Source organism: Pseudomonas sp. PGPPP4, assembly GCF_002256045.1.
In the GTDB taxonomy this organism is placed as follows: Bacteria; Pseudomonadota; Gammaproteobacteria; order Pseudomonadales; family Pseudomonadaceae; genus Chryseomonas; species Chryseomonas oryzihabitans.
This window is the reverse complement of the sequence record NZ_NKID01000006.1, coordinates 1-15,789: the sequence shown is the minus strand read 5'-3', so window position 1 is coordinate 15,789 and position 15,789 is coordinate 1. Positions and strand designations below refer to the sequence as shown.

The 15,789-nt window shown below is 64.3% G+C and carries 15 protein-coding genes and 1 pseudogene; 9 read left to right on the top strand and 7 right to left on the bottom strand.

Going from position 1 to position 15,789, the window contains the following annotated elements; genetic code table 11:
- Positions 1 to 78: 78 nt before the first annotated feature.
- The 3 genes from CFE50_RS12410 to CFE50_RS12400 form a co-directional block, all read right to left on the bottom strand.
- Positions 79 to 408: a hypothetical protein gene (locus CFE50_RS12410; RefSeq protein ID WP_144959720.1), complete on the bottom strand. Its 330-nt coding sequence runs from the start codon at positions 406 to 408 to the stop codon at positions 79 to 81.
- A gap of 26 nt (positions 409 to 434) precedes the next feature.
- Positions 435 to 2,030 carry an isocitrate lyase gene (locus CFE50_RS12405; RefSeq protein WP_286733899.1) on the bottom strand — a complete coding sequence of 532 codons (1,596 nt, stop codon included), beginning with the start codon at positions 2,028 to 2,030 and terminating at the stop codon, positions 435 to 437.
- An 854-nt stretch (positions 2,031 to 2,884) separates the two neighbouring features.
- Entirely contained in the window at positions 2,885 to 4,273 is a 1,389-nt protein-coding gene (locus CFE50_RS12400) for an aminotransferase-like domain-containing protein (protein WP_286733898.1), read from the bottom strand.
- A 233-nt stretch (positions 4,274 to 4,506) separates the two neighbouring features.
- On the opposite strand from CFE50_RS12400, the gene CFE50_RS12395 reads away from it, so the two are divergent.
- The 6 genes from CFE50_RS12395 (at position 4,507) to CFE50_RS12370 (ending at position 10,418) form a co-directional block, all read left to right on the top strand.
- Positions 4,507 to 5,706, top strand: a complete 1,200-nt coding sequence (locus CFE50_RS12395) for a benzoate/H(+) symporter BenE family transporter (RefSeq protein WP_286733897.1) — start codon at positions 4,507 to 4,509, stop codon at positions 5,704 to 5,706.
- Positions 5,703 to 6,872, top strand: coding sequence for an NAD(P)/FAD-dependent oxidoreductase (locus tag CFE50_RS12390; protein ID WP_241808799.1), 1,170 nt, complete (start codon positions 5,703 to 5,705; stop codon positions 6,870 to 6,872). The genes CFE50_RS12395 and CFE50_RS12390 overlap by 4 nt, the downstream gene beginning before the upstream one ends.
- A gap of 33 nt (positions 6,873 to 6,905) precedes the next feature.
- The gene (locus tag CFE50_RS12385; RefSeq protein WP_241808798.1) at positions 6,906 to 7,316 is read left to right on the top strand and encodes a Rid family detoxifying hydrolase; all 411 of its coding nucleotides are present in this window, start codon (positions 6,906 to 6,908) and stop codon (positions 7,314 to 7,316) included.
- 62 nt (positions 7,317 to 7,378) lie between these two features.
- Positions 7,379 to 8,608, top strand: a complete 1,230-nt coding sequence (locus CFE50_RS12380; RefSeq protein ID WP_286733895.1) for a threonine synthase — start codon at positions 7,379 to 7,381, stop codon at positions 8,606 to 8,608.
- 15 nt (positions 8,609 to 8,623) lie between these two features.
- Positions 8,624 to 9,856, top strand: coding sequence for a serine hydroxymethyltransferase (gene glyA, locus CFE50_RS12375; protein ID WP_286733893.1), 1,233 nt, complete (start codon positions 8,624 to 8,626; stop codon positions 9,854 to 9,856).
- Between the two features lie 226 nt (positions 9,857 to 10,082).
- Complete coding sequence (locus CFE50_RS12370) at positions 10,083 to 10,418, top strand: hypothetical protein (RefSeq protein WP_286733892.1); 336 nt, start codon at positions 10,083 to 10,085, stop codon at positions 10,416 to 10,418.
- An 85-nt stretch (positions 10,419 to 10,503) separates the two neighbouring features.
- Here the strand turns inward: CFE50_RS12370 and CFE50_RS12365 are convergent, their stop codons facing one another.
- Both CFE50_RS12365 and CFE50_RS12360 read right to left on the bottom strand, forming a co-directional pair.
- Positions 10,504 to 10,932, bottom strand: coding sequence for a GFA family protein (locus tag CFE50_RS12365; protein WP_286733891.1), 429 nt, complete (start codon positions 10,930 to 10,932; stop codon positions 10,504 to 10,506).
- 92 nt (positions 10,933 to 11,024) lie between these two features.
- Positions 11,025 to 11,306 (bottom strand): peptidylprolyl isomerase, encoded by a 282-nt coding sequence (locus tag CFE50_RS12360; protein WP_286733890.1) that lies wholly within the window; start codon positions 11,304 to 11,306, stop codon positions 11,025 to 11,027.
- Positions 11,307 to 11,459: 153 nt separating this feature from the next.
- On the opposite strand from CFE50_RS12360, the gene CFE50_RS12355 reads away from it, so the two are divergent.
- Positions 11,460 to 12,308 carry a CAP domain-containing protein gene (locus CFE50_RS12355; RefSeq protein ID WP_286733888.1) on the top strand — a complete coding sequence of 283 codons (849 nt, stop codon included), beginning with the start codon at positions 11,460 to 11,462 and terminating at the stop codon, positions 12,306 to 12,308.
- Here the strand turns inward: CFE50_RS12355 and CFE50_RS12350 are convergent.
- Positions 12,305 to 12,683: pseudogene (locus tag CFE50_RS12350) on the bottom strand (VOC family protein). The gene CFE50_RS12355 and the pseudogene CFE50_RS12350 overlap by 4 nt on opposite strands.
- Positions 12,684 to 12,744: 61 nt before the next feature.
- Positions 12,745 to 13,080, bottom strand: coding sequence for a CopM family metallochaperone (copM, locus tag CFE50_RS12345; protein WP_144959710.1), 336 nt, complete (start codon positions 13,078 to 13,080; stop codon positions 12,745 to 12,747).
- Positions 13,081 to 13,496: 416 nt separating this feature from the next.
- Between copM and CFE50_RS12340 the strand changes: the two genes are divergently transcribed.
- Both CFE50_RS12340 and CFE50_RS12335 read left to right on the top strand, forming a co-directional pair.
- The gene (locus CFE50_RS12340) at positions 13,497 to 14,687 is read left to right on the top strand and encodes a sugar transporter (RefSeq protein WP_286733886.1); all 1,191 of its coding nucleotides are present in this window, start codon (positions 13,497 to 13,499) and stop codon (positions 14,685 to 14,687) included.
- A 157-nt stretch (positions 14,688 to 14,844) separates the two neighbouring features.
- On the top strand, positions 14,845 to 15,300 hold the full coding sequence (locus CFE50_RS12335) for a DUF4442 domain-containing protein (RefSeq protein WP_241808791.1): 456 nt from the start codon (positions 14,845 to 14,847) through the stop codon (positions 15,298 to 15,300).
- Positions 15,301 to 15,789: the final 489 nt, after the last annotated feature.

The following is a 15,789-nucleotide window of genomic DNA, read 5'->3' as shown; positions in this document are numbered from 1 at the left end:
CCAGGATCAGGCGAGTCGCCTCAGAGGTGGGGCAGGGCGCGGCGGGTGGTCAGCTACCCGTCGCGCCCTTTTTCATGGCTAGCAGTAGCGATCCACGTAGGCCGGCTGCTGCTGCCGACCGGCCAGGCGCCAGTGTTCCTGCAGGGCGGCGTGGACGCTTCTGATGAAGTTGTCGTCCGCTGCCGCCGACTTGCCGACGTAGCCGCCACCCTTGTTGTAGGTCTTGAAGCGGATGCGCAGGCTGGGATGGCGCTCTTCGAACTGCTCGGGCGTCTCGCCGCCGGGCAGGCGGTCGACGTGCACCGCGCCGCTCTCGCAGACCCAGAGGATGTGGTTGTGGTTCTTGTCCTTGAGCCGGCCGAAGAGTTGCTTGAGATCGTCCAGGCTGGGGTTGTCGTTCAGGTTCATGAGCGTGTCCTCCGCGGTGGCCGTGATCAATGGAACTGGTTCATGGTGTTGTCCTTGCCCGCCGCCTTGAGCGCGGCCTCGCCGGCAAAGTATTCCTTGTGGTCGTCACCCATGTCCGAGCCGGCCATGTTCTGGTGCTTGACGCAGGCGATGCCCTGGCGGATCTCCTGGCGCTGCACGCCCTTGACGTAGGCCAGCATGCCTTCCTCGGCGAAATAGCCCTTGGCCAGGTTGTCGGTGGACAGGGCCGCGGTGTGGTAGGTGGGCAGGGTGATCAGGTGGTGGAAGATGCCCGCCTCGCGCGCCGCGTCGCGCTGGAAGCTCTGGATCCGCGCATCGGCCAGGCGCCCCAGTTCGGTGTCGTCGTAGTCCACGCTCATCAGCTTGGCGCGGTCGTAGGCGGAGACGTCCTTGCCCTCGGCCTGCAGGGCGTCGAACACCTGCTGGCGGAAGCTCAGGGTCCAGTTGAAGGAGGGGCTGTTGTTGTAGACCAGCTTGGCGTTGGGCACGACCTCGCGGATGCGGTCGACCATGGCCTTGATCTGGCCGACGTGGGGCTTCTCGGTCTCGATCCACAGCAGGTCGGCGCCGTTCTGCAGCGAGGTGATGCAGTCCAGCACCACCCGGTCCACGCCGCTGCCGGCACGGAACTGGAACAGGCCGCTGGCCAGGCGCTTGGGCTTGAGCAGCTTGCCGCCGCGGCTGATCAGCACATCGCCGTTGCCCAGCTGACTGGCGTCCACCTCGTCGCAGTCGAGGAAGCTGTTGTACTGATCGCCCAGGTCGCCCGGCTGCTTGCTCACGGCGATCTGCTTGGTCAGGCCGGCGCCCAGGGAGTCGGTGCGGGCGACGATGACGCCCTCGTCCACGCCCAGTTCGAGAAAGGCGTAGCGCACGGCGTTGATCTTGGCCAGGAAGTCCTCGTGGGGCACCGTGACCTTGCCGTCCTGGTGGCCGCACTGCTTCTCGTCGGAGACCTGGTTTTCCAGCTGGATGCAGCAGGCCCCGGCTTCGATCATCTTCTTGGCCAAGAGGTAGGTGGCCTCGGCGTTGCCGAACCCGGCGTCGATGTCGGCGATGATCGGCACCACATGGGTTTCATGGTTGTCGATCTTGGCCTGGATGGCGGCGGCCTTGGCGTTCTCGTCGGCGGCGCGGGCGGCGTCCAGCTCGCGGAACAGCATGCCCAGCTCGCGGGCATCGGCCTGGCGCAGGAAGGTGTAGAGCTCTTCGATCAGTGCCGGCACGCTGGTCTTCTCGTGCATGGACTGATCCGGCAGCGGGCCGAATTCCGAACGCAGCGCGGCGATCATCCAGCCGGACAGGTAGAGGTAGCGGCCTTGGGTGCTGCCCAGGTGCTTCTTGATGGCGATCAGCTTCTGCTGCCCGATGAAGCCGTGCCAGCAGCCCAGCGACTGGGTGTAGGCACTGCTGTCGGCGTCGTAGGCGGCCATGTCCCGGCGCATGATGGCCGCGCAATGGCGGGCGATGTCGAGACCGGTCTTGAAGCGATTCTGCAGGCGCATCCGTGCGGCGTACTCCGGATTGATGGCGCTCCAGTGATTGCCGGTGCTGGTCTTGAGGGCGGCGATGGCCTGAACGTCGTTCTCGTAAGCGGACATGAGTCGATCCTTCTCGATGAGGTTGGCTTGGGTACCAGTCTTTTCCCAACGTCCGGCAGCGGGATGGCGGTTGCCACCCGGATGCCGGTCGCGAAGGCGAAAGGTCAGCCCAGCTGTCGAGTCATGTCGCCGTACGTGCCTGCATGGATCCGGACGTCACCTCTGGCGACGCTGCCTCGAGCAGCGCGGCATTTCAGTCGTCTTCTCTTGTAGTGCCTCTTGAGCATCACTACGCAAGACGGCCCGAGGGTCACCCGGAGCCCAGGCGCGACCCGCATTGATAGGGGGTTCGCGTCCGGTGCAGCTAGAGATTTGCAGGAGATAAGGGCGTCGTCAACTGAGTTTTGTAGTGCTTTCGTATAGTCACTACAAAAGTCGTAGAGGCGGCCGGGAGCGGGTTTTGGGCGTCTATTGCTGACTCTTCGGTCGCGACACAGGCCAAAAGAGGGTCGCAAGCCACGGCGTTGGCCGTGACCCTGCGGTCAGGGGAGAGGTATTTCCTTCACCACCGGTGCTGCGCGCCGGTCGCGATCGCCCGGTGCGCGAGGCAGGTGACTGGCCGGTCGGTGCCGACGAGCGGTCGTGGCGGTCTAGGTGGTTGCCGATGGAGATGGTAAAGCGGGGGCAGGGCTGGCATCGGTATCCACTCTCTGGCTCGGCCCGAGTTCGTGGTGAATTGCTTATCCCGGGCTGCCCCTGGGTTGGCCTACCCTTACACCAGGTCCTGGCGGTCAACGGCTACTGGCAAGGCCAGGCGCTTCGGTCGTGCCAGTCGCGTGAGGGCCAGGTCGACAGCTGCAACGGCTGGGAACAGTGCCCGGCACGTTTGGCTTGGCGCCAGCGGGCCAGGGTGATCAATAGAATCGCTTGGGGTCGCCCCCTTCCAGCAGGCTCGCCAGCTTGGTTAGCGCAAAGCGCAGCTCCGTGCGATTGGTGGGCGACATCAAGACCAGTCGTACCGCTTGCAGAGGGCTGCCGCGCTCGGCTTCGAATTGGCTGGCGCTCATCACCAGTACGCCGTTGGCGCGTGCCAGCACGGCAAATTCATCACTGCGCCACGGCGAGGGCAGGTGCAGCCAGACGTGATAGCTGAAGGGTTGGGCAAACAGCCGTTGGCCGGCGAACACTTCACGGGCGATGGCCTGGCGAGCCGCCGCCTCGTCTCGATGGCGTTGCGTCAGCGTCTGGTGCGCGCCGCTGCTGAGCATCTCACTGGCTATCTGGGCGCTCAGCGGCGAGGGCATCCACACGCTACTGCGTACCATGGAGGTCAAGCGCGACAACAGCCTGGGTGGGCTGTAGAGGTAGCCGATGCGCAGCGCCGGCGACATCGATTTCGACACGCTGGTCAGGTACACCGCGCGTTCGGGGGAGAAGGTCGCCAGCGGGCGGATGGCAGGGTCCGCGGACAGAAAGCCGTAGATGTCGTCATCCAGCAGCAGGAAATCGAACTCTTCAGCAATCGCTGCGATCTCGGCCCGGCGTGAGTTGGGCAGCGTGGCCGTTGTCGGATTCTGGCAGGTCGCCACGCACACCAGCATGGCTGGGCGCTCCTGTTTGCACAACTCGCGCAGCGCGTCGGGAATGATGCCGTACTCGTCCATCGGCACGCCGCGCAGACGCCGGCCGGTGCCATGTACTACCGAGATGATGCCCGGGTAGCACAGGGCTTCGCAGAGGATCAGGTCGCGGCTATCGGTCAGGGCGCTGACAGCGACCATCAGGCCATGTTGAGCGCCACTGGTGATGACCACCTGTTGCCACTGCGCTTCGGGTAGCCACTGCCGCAGCCATTGTGCAGCCGCCTGCCGGTGCGCGGGGTGACCGCCGTCCGGGGTGTAGTCCAAGGCAGCTTCCAGGTTAGGGCTGTCCGTCAGCGATACCAGGGCTGCGCGTAGCCATGGCTGGGGCGACTCGCTGTGCGGCTTGATGATCGACAAGTCGAGCAGCTCGCTGCGCAGTGACTCGACCTCCGCAGCTCTGGGAGGTAACGCGACATCGGCATGCGGGTTGAGGACATAGGTGCCACGCCCTACCTCACCCTGAGTCAGCCCGCGGCGTGAAGCCTCGATATAGGCGCGGCTGACGGTGCCAGGGGTGATGTCCAGGGCGCTGGCAAGCTCGCGCAGCGTAGGCAAGCGCTCGCCATGCTGCAGGCATCCCCTGGCGATATCCCGTTCTAGCGCATCGGCAATGGACAAGTAGACCGGCTGCTGAGGGTCACTGAGTTCGGGAACCCACATGAAGGAGTACTACCGTGTCGAGAGGTTGATGCGCGGGATATTACACCATCTCGATCCAAAGATGAATCGATGCAATTTTTGCCTCGTTGCATAGGTCGTTAACCGGATAGAGAAAGCCGTTTCAGCGGCGATTCCTGGGAGAAAATGTTACTTGACTTGTCTGATTTCTCCAAATATGTTGAATTGAATGGAATCAATTTGATTCGTTTGGGTCGATCAAAAGGGAAAGCTAGATGAGTACAATCAGGCAAGACACCTCTCTCTCGGCCGTAGTGGCCGGGTTCATTGCGGTCGTGATCTCTTATGCCGGGCCGCTGATCATCGTGTTCCAGGCGGCGCACGAGGCGCATCTTGGGAATGACCTGATAGGGTCCTGGATCTGGGCCATCTCCATTGGCAGCGGGCTGACCGGCTTGCTCCTCAGTCTCTGGTTGCGCGTCCCGGTGATTACCGCCTGGAGCACTCCTGGCGCCGCGTTGCTGGTGTCCACCTTGCCTGGCCTGAGTCTCCCGCAGGCCATTGGCGCCTACATCGTCGCCTCGTTGCTGATCGCCGTCGTGGCCTTGAGCGGCGCCTTCGACCGGCTGATGAGCCGATTGCCGAAAGCTATTGCCGCAGCGATGTTGGCCGGCATTCTGTTTCGCTTCGGGGCTGACCTGTTCACGTCATTGCGCGGCCAACCCCTGCTGGTCCTGGCGATGTTGGCCACCTATCTGCTGTGCAAGCGGCTGTCACCTCGCTACGCCGTTGTCTCGGTGCTGGTCGTCGGCTGTGCCGTGGCTGCGTTGACCGGACAGTTGCACAGCCAGGCGCTGGTGCTGCAAGCCGCAGTGCCGGTCTGGACCACCCCTGAATTCGATCTGCATACGCTCATCAATCTCGGCCTGCCGCTGGCGCTGGTCTCTCTCACCGGGCAATCGGTACCGGGCATCGCCGTGCTGCGTACGGCGGGTTATCAGACGCCAGCACGACCCATCGTGGCCGTCACCGCCATCGGCTCGGTGCTGCTGGCACCCTTCGCGTCCCATGGGTTCAATCTGGCGGCCATCACGGCAGCCATCTGTACCGGGCGCGAAGCGCACGAGGATAAAAGCAAGCGCTACATCGCCGGGGTGGCTTGTGGCCTGTTCTATCTGCTGATGGGCACCTTTGGCGCTACCTTGGCCTCGGTTTTCTCCGCGCTTCCCAAAGAGCTGATTGCAGCTTTGGCGGGATTGGCCCTGTTCGGCGCCATCTCCGGGGGGCTGGTGGGCGCCATGGCGGACGACAAACAGCGTGAACCTGCCTTGATCACCTTTCTGGTGACCGCGTCGGGCATGAGTTTTCTGGGGCTGGGCGCTGCCTTCTGGGGGCTCGTGTTCGGTATCGCCGCCTATGGGGTGCTGACCTTCAGTAGACCCGTCCCGGCCGTCGCCGAGGTGCGTCAACCATGAGCGCTGCCTTTGATTTCGTCGTGGTCGGGGGCGGCATCGGCGGTGTCGCCGTTGCCTATGAGCTTAGCCAGCACGGGCGGGTGTGCCTGCTCGAGCGTGAGAACGTATTGGCGTATCACACCACTGGACGGTCTGCCGCCATTTCGATGGAGAGTTACGGGAACCGGCATATTCGTGCGCTGACCTGTGCATCGCGGGCCTTTTTCGAGCAGCCAACGGCGGGGTTGACCAACGTACCTCTCTGCAGCCCGCGCGGCGCGCTGATCGTGGCCACCGAGGCGCGCGAGGCCCAGCTACGCCAGCGTTTCGCGGCGGTGGTAGAGCAGGTGCCCTCTGTACGTCTGCTGGATCGCCAGCAGGTGCTCAAGCTGGCGCCTTACCTCAGTGCGCAACGCTGGGCGGCGGGTATCTACGAGCCCAGCGCCTTCGATCTGGATGTCCACGCCATTCACGCGGCTTTCCTGATGGGACTGCGCCGCAATGGCGGTGAGGTGCGACGTAACGCTGAGTTGTTGGCAGGAAAGCGCCTCGATGGGCAGTGGCAACTCACGATTACGGGCGGCGTGCTGCATGCCGGTGTGGTGATCAACGCCGCGGGTAGTTGGGCTGACGAATGCGCCAGCCGCTGTGGCGTTCCAGGTATCAGGATGCAAGCACTGCGGCGCACGGTGTTGACGGTCGAAGCGAGCTGCGAGCTGCAGCACACACCGTACCTAGGCACGCTGGATGAAGACATCTTCATCAAGCCAGAGGCGGGGCGGCTGATTGTCTCGCCCTGTGATGAAACCCCTAGCGAACCCTGCGATGCGGCGCCTGATGAGTTCGATCTGGCGGTGACGATGGAGCGTCTGGAGCAGGCGACCGTGCTGCGCCCCAAACGCATCGTCAATCGGTGGGCAGGGTTGCGGAATTTCGTGGCCGATCGCACGCCGGTGCTGGGGACCGACCCTGAGGCCGAAGGATTCGTCTGGTTCGCGGCGCTCGGTGGCTATGGCATCCAGACTGCACCCGCGGCCGCGCAGCTATGCAGCGCCTTGGCACGCCAGGCCGCACTTCCTCCAGCGTTGGTCGCGGCCGGGTTGAGCCCGTTGCCGTTCAGCCCGGCGCGTTGCCGTGATGGGCAATTGCCTACGCAATCGCTCAAGCCGGTTGCGCAGCTTCAATAGCGTTTTCCCCCAACCCCACAAGGAACGTACCTCATGAACAGTAAAGCCCAGTTCAGCCCCGTCGCGAACTACGAAATCATCTTCACCGACAACGCGCCGCTTCCCTTGGGTACCTATTCCCAGGCGGTACGAGTTGGCAACACCGTTTATCTCTCTGCACAAACACCGGTCGAACCGAAAAGCAACGAGGTATTGGCTCAGGATTTCGAGGGGCAACTGGTGCAGACGCTCGATAACCTCAAAGCCATGGCGGAGGCCTGTGGGGGCTCCTTGGCCAACGTGGTGAAAGTCAACGCCTTCATCACCGACATTGGTGAATTCCCGACCCTGAACAGGGTGATGGAGCGTTATTTCAGCAAGCCCTATCCGGCGCGTACCACGTCAGGTGCCAGTGCATTGGCGCGCAATACGCTGGTTGCCATCGACGCGATCATGGCGTTCTGAGGCCTGGCCGGGCGTTCGCGCCTGGCTCTTCAGCTGCTTTCTGATACCAGCCGGAGTGCGTCATGAACGCGACAAATCCAACTTACTCCCTACGTTGCCTCAACTGCCACGTGTGCTATGACCCTAAGGGCATCGGCTACTGCTGCCCCGCCTGTGGCGAGGCGGGCGCACTGGATACGCTGTACGACTACAGGTCACTGGCCAGCCAACTCGACCGAGATGCCTTGGCCTCGCGCACCGCTGAGGGAATGTGGCGCTTCAATGCGTTGCTGCCCCAGGTTGCACCTTCCTTCAGACCTGGATTGCTGGTGGGTAACACGCCACTGTATCGACGATCGGGGCTGATCGATTACGAGCCAGGCTTGACGGTCTGGATCAAAGATGAATCACGCCAGCCCACCGGGTCGCTCAAAGACCGGGCGAGTGCACTGGCAGTCGGTCTCGCCTTGCAAGCGGATGCGCGCGTGATCGCGGTAGCCAGTACGGGTAATGCTGCCTCTGCGCTGGCCGGAATGGCGGCCGACCGCCGCCTGCACACTGTGATTTACGTACCCCGTACAACACCTTCGGCAAAACTTGCGCAGATGACCGGTTTTGGCGCTGAGGTGGTGCTGGTCGATGGTGCTTATGACGAGGCCTTCGATCAGTGCCAGCAGGCCTGCAACAGGCATGGCTGGTACAACCGTACGACTGGCATCAATTCCTACATGACCGAAGGCAAGAAGACTGTCGCCTTCGAGATTGCAGAGCAAACGAATTGGGTCCTTCCCGAGTTGATCTTCGTTCCGGTCGGCAATGGCTGCATCCTCGGCTCGGTGTTCAAAGGCTTCTTCGATTTGCTGCAAATGGGCTGGATCGAACGCATGCCGCGCTTGATCGGTGTCCAGGCCGAAGCGAGTAATTTCCTGTATCGCGCCTGGCGTAGCGAAGGGCCGATGGATGCTGTTGCCAGAGTCGCACCGTCCAGTCGTGCCAGCAGTATCAACGTGGCGTTCCCTCGTGATCGCCTGAAGGCGATGCGCGCAGTGCGAGCCACGGACGGTGAGTTCATCTGCGTCTCTGATCAGGCGATCGCTGACGCCGCCCAAGCGTTGGCAGCGCGCACGGGGGTATTCGCCGAAGCAGGAGCCGCCGCTGCCTACGCTGGTCTTCGCCAGTGGGTATCCACGCATCCAGGGGAGGCGGCTAGCGCGCTCCTGCTGATTACCGGCAGTGGGCTCAAGGACACCCAGCTCTACATGTGCGGCGACACCGCTACCTCAGCGCCCGCCATCCAGCACCAGCCAGTCTGATAAAGGAAGTACGCCATGAACCATGAAGCCAGAGATCCTGCCATCACACGTCTGCTTGAGCGTGAGCGGCATCGTCAGGAACAGCACATCGAGCTGATCGCCTCGGAAAACTACGTCAGCGAGGCCGTGCTACAGGCACAGGGCTCGGTGCTGACCAACAAATATGCCGAGGGTTACCCTGGGCGGCGTTACTACGGCGGTTGCCAGATCGTCGACGACGTCGAAAGTCTGGCCATCGAACGCGCCCGGACGCTATTCGGTGCGGAGTACGCCAACGTACAACCCCATTCCGGTTCCCAAGCCAATCAGGCGGTGCTGCTGAGCGTGCTCAAAGCCGGCGATACCATCATGGGCATGTCGCTGGCGGACGGCGGTCATCTGACTCACGGCTCGGCGGTCAACTTCTCCGGCAAGCTGTTCAAGGCGGTCAGCTATGGCGTCTGTGCCGGCGATGAGCGCCTCGACTACGAGCAGCTGGAGCAGCTGGCGCATGAACACCGACCCAAGCTGATCATCGCGGGCGCGTCGGCCTACTCGCGACACATCGATTTCGCTCGCTTTCGTCAGGTGTGCGACGAGGTCGGCGCCTACCTGATGGTTGATATGGCGCACTACGCTGGGCTGATTGCCGCGGGCCGCTATCCCTCGCCGATTCCCTATGCGGACTTCGTCACCAGTACCACCCACAAGACCCTGCGCGGCCCGCGAGGAGGGTTGATTCTGGCCCGCGAGCAGTACGCAGCAGCGCTGGACAAGGCTATCTTCCCCAATCTACAGGGCGGACCATTGATGCATGTGATCGCCGCCAAGGCCGTCGCCTTCAAGGAAGCCAGCGCTCCTTCGTTCAGCGCCTACCAGGGCCAGGTTATCGAGAACGCAGCGGTCATGGCCGCGACGCTCGAACAGCGTGGACTGAGGATCGTCAGCGGTGGTACCGATTGCCATATGTTCCTGGTCGACCTGCAGCCATTGGGCCTCAATGGCAAGGAAGCCGAGGCGCTGCTGGAAAGTGCCAAGATCACCCTCAACAAGAATGCGATTCCCAACGACCCGCTGGGCCCCACCATCACCAGCGGTATTCGCGTCGGCAGCGCCGCCATAACCACCCGGGGTTTCCGACAGGAGCAGGCGACCGATCTGGCGCATCTGATCGCCGATTTGCTGCATGCACCTACCGATGCCGCCGTGCATGGTAAAGCCTGTCGTCAGGTCGAGCGCCTGTGCGAGAGCTTCCCGGTGTACCGCTAGCAGGGCAGCGCACGCCGTGCTGACGCCTGGCGTGCGCGACTTTCCTGCGGATGGAGCGACGTTGCGACGGCAACCAGGTAGCGCCTGGCTTTTCCGGCTCCGTGGCGTGAGCTTGCCTGGTCCTGGCAGTAGCCAGGCCTGGAGCGATGTCGGCACCCCTCGATCCATGCCCGAGATCCGGCCCGGATGTAAGTGCGAAACCGTTTCTCATTCCGAGGATGACACCATGACCGCCAACCTCTCGATCCTTGATCAACGGTTTCCCGATCGTGAGCGCTCGTCAATCGAGCTACCGCCGGCCGTCATCGTGCGAGAGCTTGCCGTGCACTTCCCAGCGCTGCCCGAAGCCGTTCAGACCACGCTGGCTTACCTGGAGGACGAAACGGCTCGCGAATGGACTGCCGAAGCCATCGAGCAGGCGCGCTTGCACGCCGGTACCTCAGCCGGGGCGTTGCTACGCGCCGAGGCTACCGGATTGGTGCGCTATGCCTATGCGCGGGACGATCTGAGCGCAGGCGCGGCCGATCTGCTGAGACAGTACCTTAACAGCCTGCCGTGCTAGGCCTGATCACGGCCCTCGTGGGAAATGCGCCTGCCTCGGCTAGTTGCCGCCTATCGGTCGACCGCCGTCGCCGAGCGACGCACCTCTAGTCTGCGCCGGACTGCTCATGCTCGGCGAACAGCTCCGCACCGGTCAGTTGGCGAGTCTGGTTGGCGAAGCAGTACCAGGCCGGCTTCTCTTCGATGAAAACCTCGCTGGCCAGGGTCCAGTCTTCGCCTTCGAGCAGGCCCACTGGAATGGCGTAATGCGGCTCGGCCTTGAGGCGATAAAAGAGATGGGTACCGCAGTGGATGCAGAAGCCGCGCTCCGCCCAATCCGACGAGGCGTGGATACCGAGGGCGTCGCCACCGCCGATCACTGGCGGCTGGGCACATTCCACCGCGAGCAGCGGACCACCGCCCCAACGGCGACAGGTCTGGCAATGGCAGGCGGATACGTTGTTGCTGTCGAGGCGACAATCCAGCTGGACGGCGCCGCACAGGCACTGACCGTGACGTTCGAGGGGAAGGGACATGGCACTATCCTCGTGAGACAGGAGGTCTGCAGGATAGCCGGTGGGCGCAGGGAAGGGAGGTGCCCCCGCTGCGAGCGGGAGCACTGGCGCGATCAATCTTCGCGGCTGGTGACTTCCACCAGGTGATAGCCGAACTGGGTCTTTACCGGACCCTGGACCTGATGCAGCGGCGCGCTGAACACCACGGTGTCGAATTCCTTGACCATCTGGCCCGGGCGGAAGGTGCCCAGGTCGCCGCCCTGGCGGCTGGAGGGGCAGCTGGAGTTCTCCTTGGCCACCTGGGCGAAGTCGGCGCCCCCTTCGATGGCGGCTTTGAGTTCGTTGCACTTGGCTTCGCTGGAAACCAGGATGTGGCGGGCAGAGGCTTTGGCCATGGGAGAGACTCCTGTTGAATGAGCCGGCGAGCCTACTCCAATCACCCTTGCAAGCAAACTGCCATCCGTTCCTCGGCTGGCCACCGGTCTGGCTTGCGCCCTGGATTCAGGCCGGGTACATAGCGCTTCCGTCTTTTCCGGATCCGCTCGCGCATGCCTCGTCTCTCCGCCTTGTCCCTGCTGCTGACCTCGACCCTGCTGACCCAGGCCGCCCTCGCCGCGACGCCCGAGGAGGCGCGTCTGGTCAGCCTGATCAACGCCTATCGCGCCGCGCCCCAGGGGTGCCCGGGCACCCGCGCCGCGGCGCCGCTCGCCGCCGACAATCGCCTGGCGGCGGTGCGCCTGAGCGGTCGCGATCGGCTGCAGGGCGATCTGCGCGCCGCGGGTTATCAGGCATCGGCGGTGCAGGTGATCATGCTGGCGGGCGCCCCCACCGCCCAGGCGGCCATGGCCGGGCTGCGCCAGCAGTATTGCCGGCCGCTGGCCAGCAGCGACTATGCGCAGATCGGGGTGAGTCAGCAGGGTCCGCGCTGGCAGCTGGTGCTGGCGCGTCCGGTGGTGAGCGCCGGCCTGGGCGACTGGCAGAGCGCCGGCAAGGCGGTGCTGGCCGAGGTCAATCGCGCCCGGGCCCAGGCGCGCACCTGCGGCACCCGGCGTTTCGCCGCGACCACCCCGCTGCGCTGGAATCCGGCGCTGGCCAATGCCGCCCTGGCCCACAGCCAGGACATGGCCGGTCGCGACTACTTCTCCCACACCGCGCCCGGCGGCGGCACCGTGGCCGAGCGGGTGGGCAAGCAGGGCTACGGCTGGACCCGCATCGGTGAAAACATCGCCGCCGGCGCCGGTTCGGTCACCCAGGCCATGCAGGGCTGGCTGGCGAGCCCGGGCCACTGCGCGAATCTGATGAATCCGGAATTTACCGAAATGGGCGCGGCCTATGCCCTGAATCCGCGGAGCACCCACAGCCTCTATTGGACCCAGGTGTTCGGTCGGCCGCGCTAGGCCGCGTACTCGGCGATCTCGATCAGGTTGAGGTCGGGATCGCGGACATAGACCGAGCGGATCGGTCCGCTGGCGCCGGTGCGAGCCACCGGGCCTTCGATGATCGGCCAGCCCTCGCGCTGCAAGTGGGCGATCACCTGGTAGCGGCTCCCGGGCGATGAAGCAGAGGTCGAGGGCGCCCGGCACCGGCAGGTGTGCCTTGGGTTCGAATTCGTGCCCCCGCTCGTGCAGATTGATCTTCTGGTTGCCATAGCGCAGCGCCTTGCGCCCCGCGCCAAACGTCTCCAGGTGCATACCCAGCACCCGGGTGTAGAAATCCTCGCAGGCGGCGAGGTCCGTGGTGGTCAGGACCAGATGATCCAGATGGTCGATCAGCATGGCGTTCTCCGCGTCGGGACTGGCGTCTCACTGTGCCAGTCCCGGACGGGGTGCGCCATTACTTGCCGTGGGCCTTGATCCAGCGATTGAGCTGGTCGATTTCCTTCTGCTGGGCCTGGATGATGTCCTCGGCCAACTTGCGCATCTCCGGGTCCTTGCCGTGCTGGAGTTGGTAGCGGGCCATGTCGACGGCGCCTTCGTGGTGGGCCAGCATGCCCTTGGCGAAGGCCAGGTCCGGATCCTTGGCCTTGAGGCCTTCTTCCATGCCCTGGTGCATGGTCTCCATGCTCTTCTGCATGTCCTGGTGGGCCGGATGCTGGGTCTCGGCGGCCTGGGCGACGCCGCCGGCGAGCAGAGCGAGGGCGAGCAGGGTGGAGGAGAGGACGATACGCATGGGGAAGGCTCCTGACTGGGCTGGTGACGCCGAGGCTAGAGCTTGCCCCTGGGGTAAGGTCAATCGTCCGGCGCGTTTCGCTCGGAGCTTCGTCCAGGCAAAAGGTTTCGCGATGTTTTGTCGCAGCGCCAGGCGATCGGCGTGCTGCTCCCGGCTAAAAAAGCGCCACCGATCAGGCGGTTGGCTGCCTCCACCAGGCGATTGCCGCCGTCAGGCGCAACTGCGGGAGGTTGTGATGGTCCGAATCGACAGCGTAGAATTTTTACTACATTCAATTCCAATTCCTACCTACAGCAGACTTCTCGCTCGCGACCCGGCGTCGCAGGCGGGCCAGGCCTTTGCTCGTGGGTTTTTGTCGTCGGCTTTCTGACCGAGAGTCGCCATCCACCCTTTCGCTCTGGAGTAGAAGACCCCCCATGGATGCTACCGCCGAAGCCCGGAAGCCCAGCTGGTCCGGTGTCATCGCCCTGGCCCTGGCCGCCTTCATCTTCAACACCACGGAATTCGTCCCGGTGGCGCTGCTCAGCGACATCGGGCGCAGCTTCGACATGCGCCCCTCGCAAGTCGGGTTGATGCTGACCATCTATGCGTGGGTGGTCGCCCTGATGTCGCTGCCGATGATGCTCGCCACCCGCTCCGTCGAGCGGCGGCGGCTGCTGGTGTTCGTCTTCATCGTGTTCATCGCCTGCCACGGCCTGTCCGGGGTAGCCTGGAGCTTCGAGGTGCTGGTGGCCAGCCGCATCGGCATCGCCTTCGCCCATGCGGTGTTCTGGTCGATCACCGCCTCGCTGGCGGTGCGCATCGCCCCGGCCGGCAAGCAGACCCAGGCGCTCGGCCTGCTGGCCACCGGCACCTGCCTGGCCATGGTGCTGGGCATCCCGCTGGGTCGGGTGCTGGGTGAATTGCTGGGCTGGCGCTACACCTTCGTCGCCATCGCGGCGCTGGCGGTGGGCACGGTGCTCTGGCTGGCGCGCAACCTGCCGCTGCTGCCCAGCGAGAACTCCGGCTCCCTTGCCAGCCTGCCGGTGCTGTTCAAGCGCCCGGCGCTGCTGTGCATCTACCTGCTCACCACCCTGGTGGTGACCGCCCACTTCACCGGCTACAGCTACATCGAGCCCTTCGCCGTGGAGGTGGCGGGCATGGGCGGCATGCAGATCACCGCCTTGCTGCTGCTGTTCGGCGGCTCCGGTGTCATCGGCTCGCTGCTGTTCAGCCGCTACAGCCTCAGATTCCCCAACGGCTTCCTGATCGCGGCCATCGCCGGCATCGCCCTGTCGCTGCTGTTGCTGCTGCCCTTCGCCTGGAAGAGTTTCATGCTGGAGGGCCTGAGCGTCATCTGGGGCATCGCCATCATGAGTTTCGGCCTGGCGCTGCAATCCAAGGTGCTGGCCCTGGCCAAGGACGCCACCGACGTCGCCATGGCGCTGTTCTCCGGCATCTACAACGTCGGCATCGGCGGCGGCGCCCTGCTCGGCAGCGTGGTGGGGACCCATGTCGGCATGCCCTACGTCGGCCTGGTGGGCGGCAGCCTGGCGGTGGCCGGCCTGCTGTTCGCGGTGTTCATGACCCGGCGCTACGCCGAGCAGCTCAACGCCAATCCGCTGTAAGGCCTGCGGGCGCCTCCTCGGCGAGGCGCCCCGGCCGCGCGACCCGGGGGTCGCGAACTGTCTACCGGGCCGCGCGCGCGAGCCGTGGAGCGGCCCGGGGTGAAGCGCTAAGCTGCGGGCACCTGGCGCTCCGGCCAGGCTGCCGGATGCGCTCGCCATGAATCGACTGCTGTTCAATCTCTTTGTCTGGACCAAGGTGCCCATCGCCAAGATCGCCGGCCTGCGCTTGCGCCAGCTGGACGAGGCCGGCTGCCAGATGCAGGTCACCCATGGCTGGCTGAACCAGAATCCGTTCAAGAGCATGTTCTGGGCGGTGGAGGGCATGGCGGCGGAATTTTCCACCGGCATCCTCGCCGACCGGCACATCCGCCGCTCCGGCAGCCGCTACGCCATGCTGGTGGTGGCCATGAGCGCGACCTTCAGCAAGAAGGCCGTGGGCACCATCGTCTTTCGCTGCGACCAGGGCGCGGCCATCGCCGCGGCGCTGCGGCTGGCGCGGGAGACCGGTGCGCCGCAGCAGGTCGAGCTGCGCAGCGTCGGCACCGACGAAAGCGGTGAGCAGGTGGCGGAATTCTTCTTTACCTGGAGCTTCAAGGCGCGGGCGCGCGGTTAGGGACATCCGGTAGGAGCAACTGCCTTTATCGCGGCCATGCGGTCCGCCGATACGGCCGCTCCTACAGGAGTATCCGTTTCATGTAGGAGCGGCCCATGGCCGCGATTAATAGCGTGAAACCCGCGCAGCCTGGTCCCCAGGCAGGGCGCTTCGAAGAGTGGATAAGGCTTCGCCATTACTTGCGCTATGCAGCTGATCGCGGCCATGGGCCGCTCCTACGAAGCGTGCCGCGGCCCATGGCTGCAATAAGTCAGTTGCTCGTACAGTCAGAGTATCTTCGTAGCGTGGAAAACGGCGCAGCTTTTTCCATGGGGCCTTGAGGGCCAAGGGCGCCCTCACCCCAACCCTCTCTCGAGGGGAGATGTAGTGGTCCACTCACCCCGGACACCTTTTTAGGCGAAGATGATCGCCACACAGAGGTGTTCCATGAGCAAACAACGTCGTTCTTTCACGCCCGAGTTCAAGCGCGAGGCCGCAGGTTTGGTGCTG

What these genes read in the sequence shown, in the direction of transcription:
- CFE50_RS12335 (WP_241808791.1), top strand. Translation starts at nt 14,845, where the DNA reads ATGAATCGACTGCTGTTCAATCTCTTTGTCTGGACCAAGGTGCCCATC.
- CFE50_RS12360 (WP_286733890.1), bottom strand. Translation starts at nt 11,306, where the DNA reads ATGGCCAAAGCCTCTGCCCGCCACATCCTGGTTTCCAGCGAAGCCAAG.
- CFE50_RS12355 (WP_286733888.1), top strand. Translation starts at nt 11,460, where the DNA reads ATGCCTCGTCTCTCCGCCTTGTCCCTGCTGCTGACCTCGACCCTGCTG.
- CFE50_RS12395 (WP_286733897.1), top strand. Translation starts at nt 4,507, where the DNA reads ATGAGTACAATCAGGCAAGACACCTCTCTCTCGGCCGTAGTGGCCGGG.
- glyA (WP_286733893.1), top strand. Translation starts at nt 8,624, where the DNA reads ATGAACCATGAAGCCAGAGATCCTGCCATCACACGTCTGCTTGAGCGT.
- CFE50_RS12390 (WP_241808799.1), top strand. Translation starts at nt 5,703, where the DNA reads ATGAGCGCTGCCTTTGATTTCGTCGTGGTCGGGGGCGGCATCGGCGGT.
- CFE50_RS12340 (WP_286733886.1), top strand. Translation starts at nt 13,497, where the DNA reads ATGGATGCTACCGCCGAAGCCCGGAAGCCCAGCTGGTCCGGTGTCATC.
- copM (WP_144959710.1), bottom strand. Translation starts at nt 13,080, where the DNA reads ATGCGTATCGTCCTCTCCTCCACCCTGCTCGCCCTCGCTCTGCTCGCC.
- CFE50_RS12380 (WP_286733895.1), top strand. Translation starts at nt 7,379, where the DNA reads ATGAACGCGACAAATCCAACTTACTCCCTACGTTGCCTCAACTGCCAC.
- CFE50_RS12405 (WP_286733899.1), bottom strand. Translation starts at nt 2,030, where the DNA reads ATGTCCGCTTACGAGAACGACGTTCAGGCCATCGCCGCCCTCAAGACC.
- CFE50_RS12400 (WP_286733898.1), bottom strand. Translation starts at nt 4,273, where the DNA reads ATGTGGGTTCCCGAACTCAGTGACCCTCAGCAGCCGGTCTACTTGTCC.
- CFE50_RS12370 (WP_286733892.1), top strand. Translation starts at nt 10,083, where the DNA reads ATGACCGCCAACCTCTCGATCCTTGATCAACGGTTTCCCGATCGTGAG.
- CFE50_RS12410 (WP_144959720.1), bottom strand. Translation starts at nt 408, where the DNA reads ATGAACCTGAACGACAACCCCAGCCTGGACGATCTCAAGCAACTCTTC.
- CFE50_RS12365 (WP_286733891.1), bottom strand. Translation starts at nt 10,932, where the DNA reads ATGTCCCTTCCCCTCGAACGTCACGGTCAGTGCCTGTGCGGCGCCGTC.
- CFE50_RS12385 (WP_241808798.1), top strand. Translation starts at nt 6,906, where the DNA reads ATGAACAGTAAAGCCCAGTTCAGCCCCGTCGCGAACTACGAAATCATC.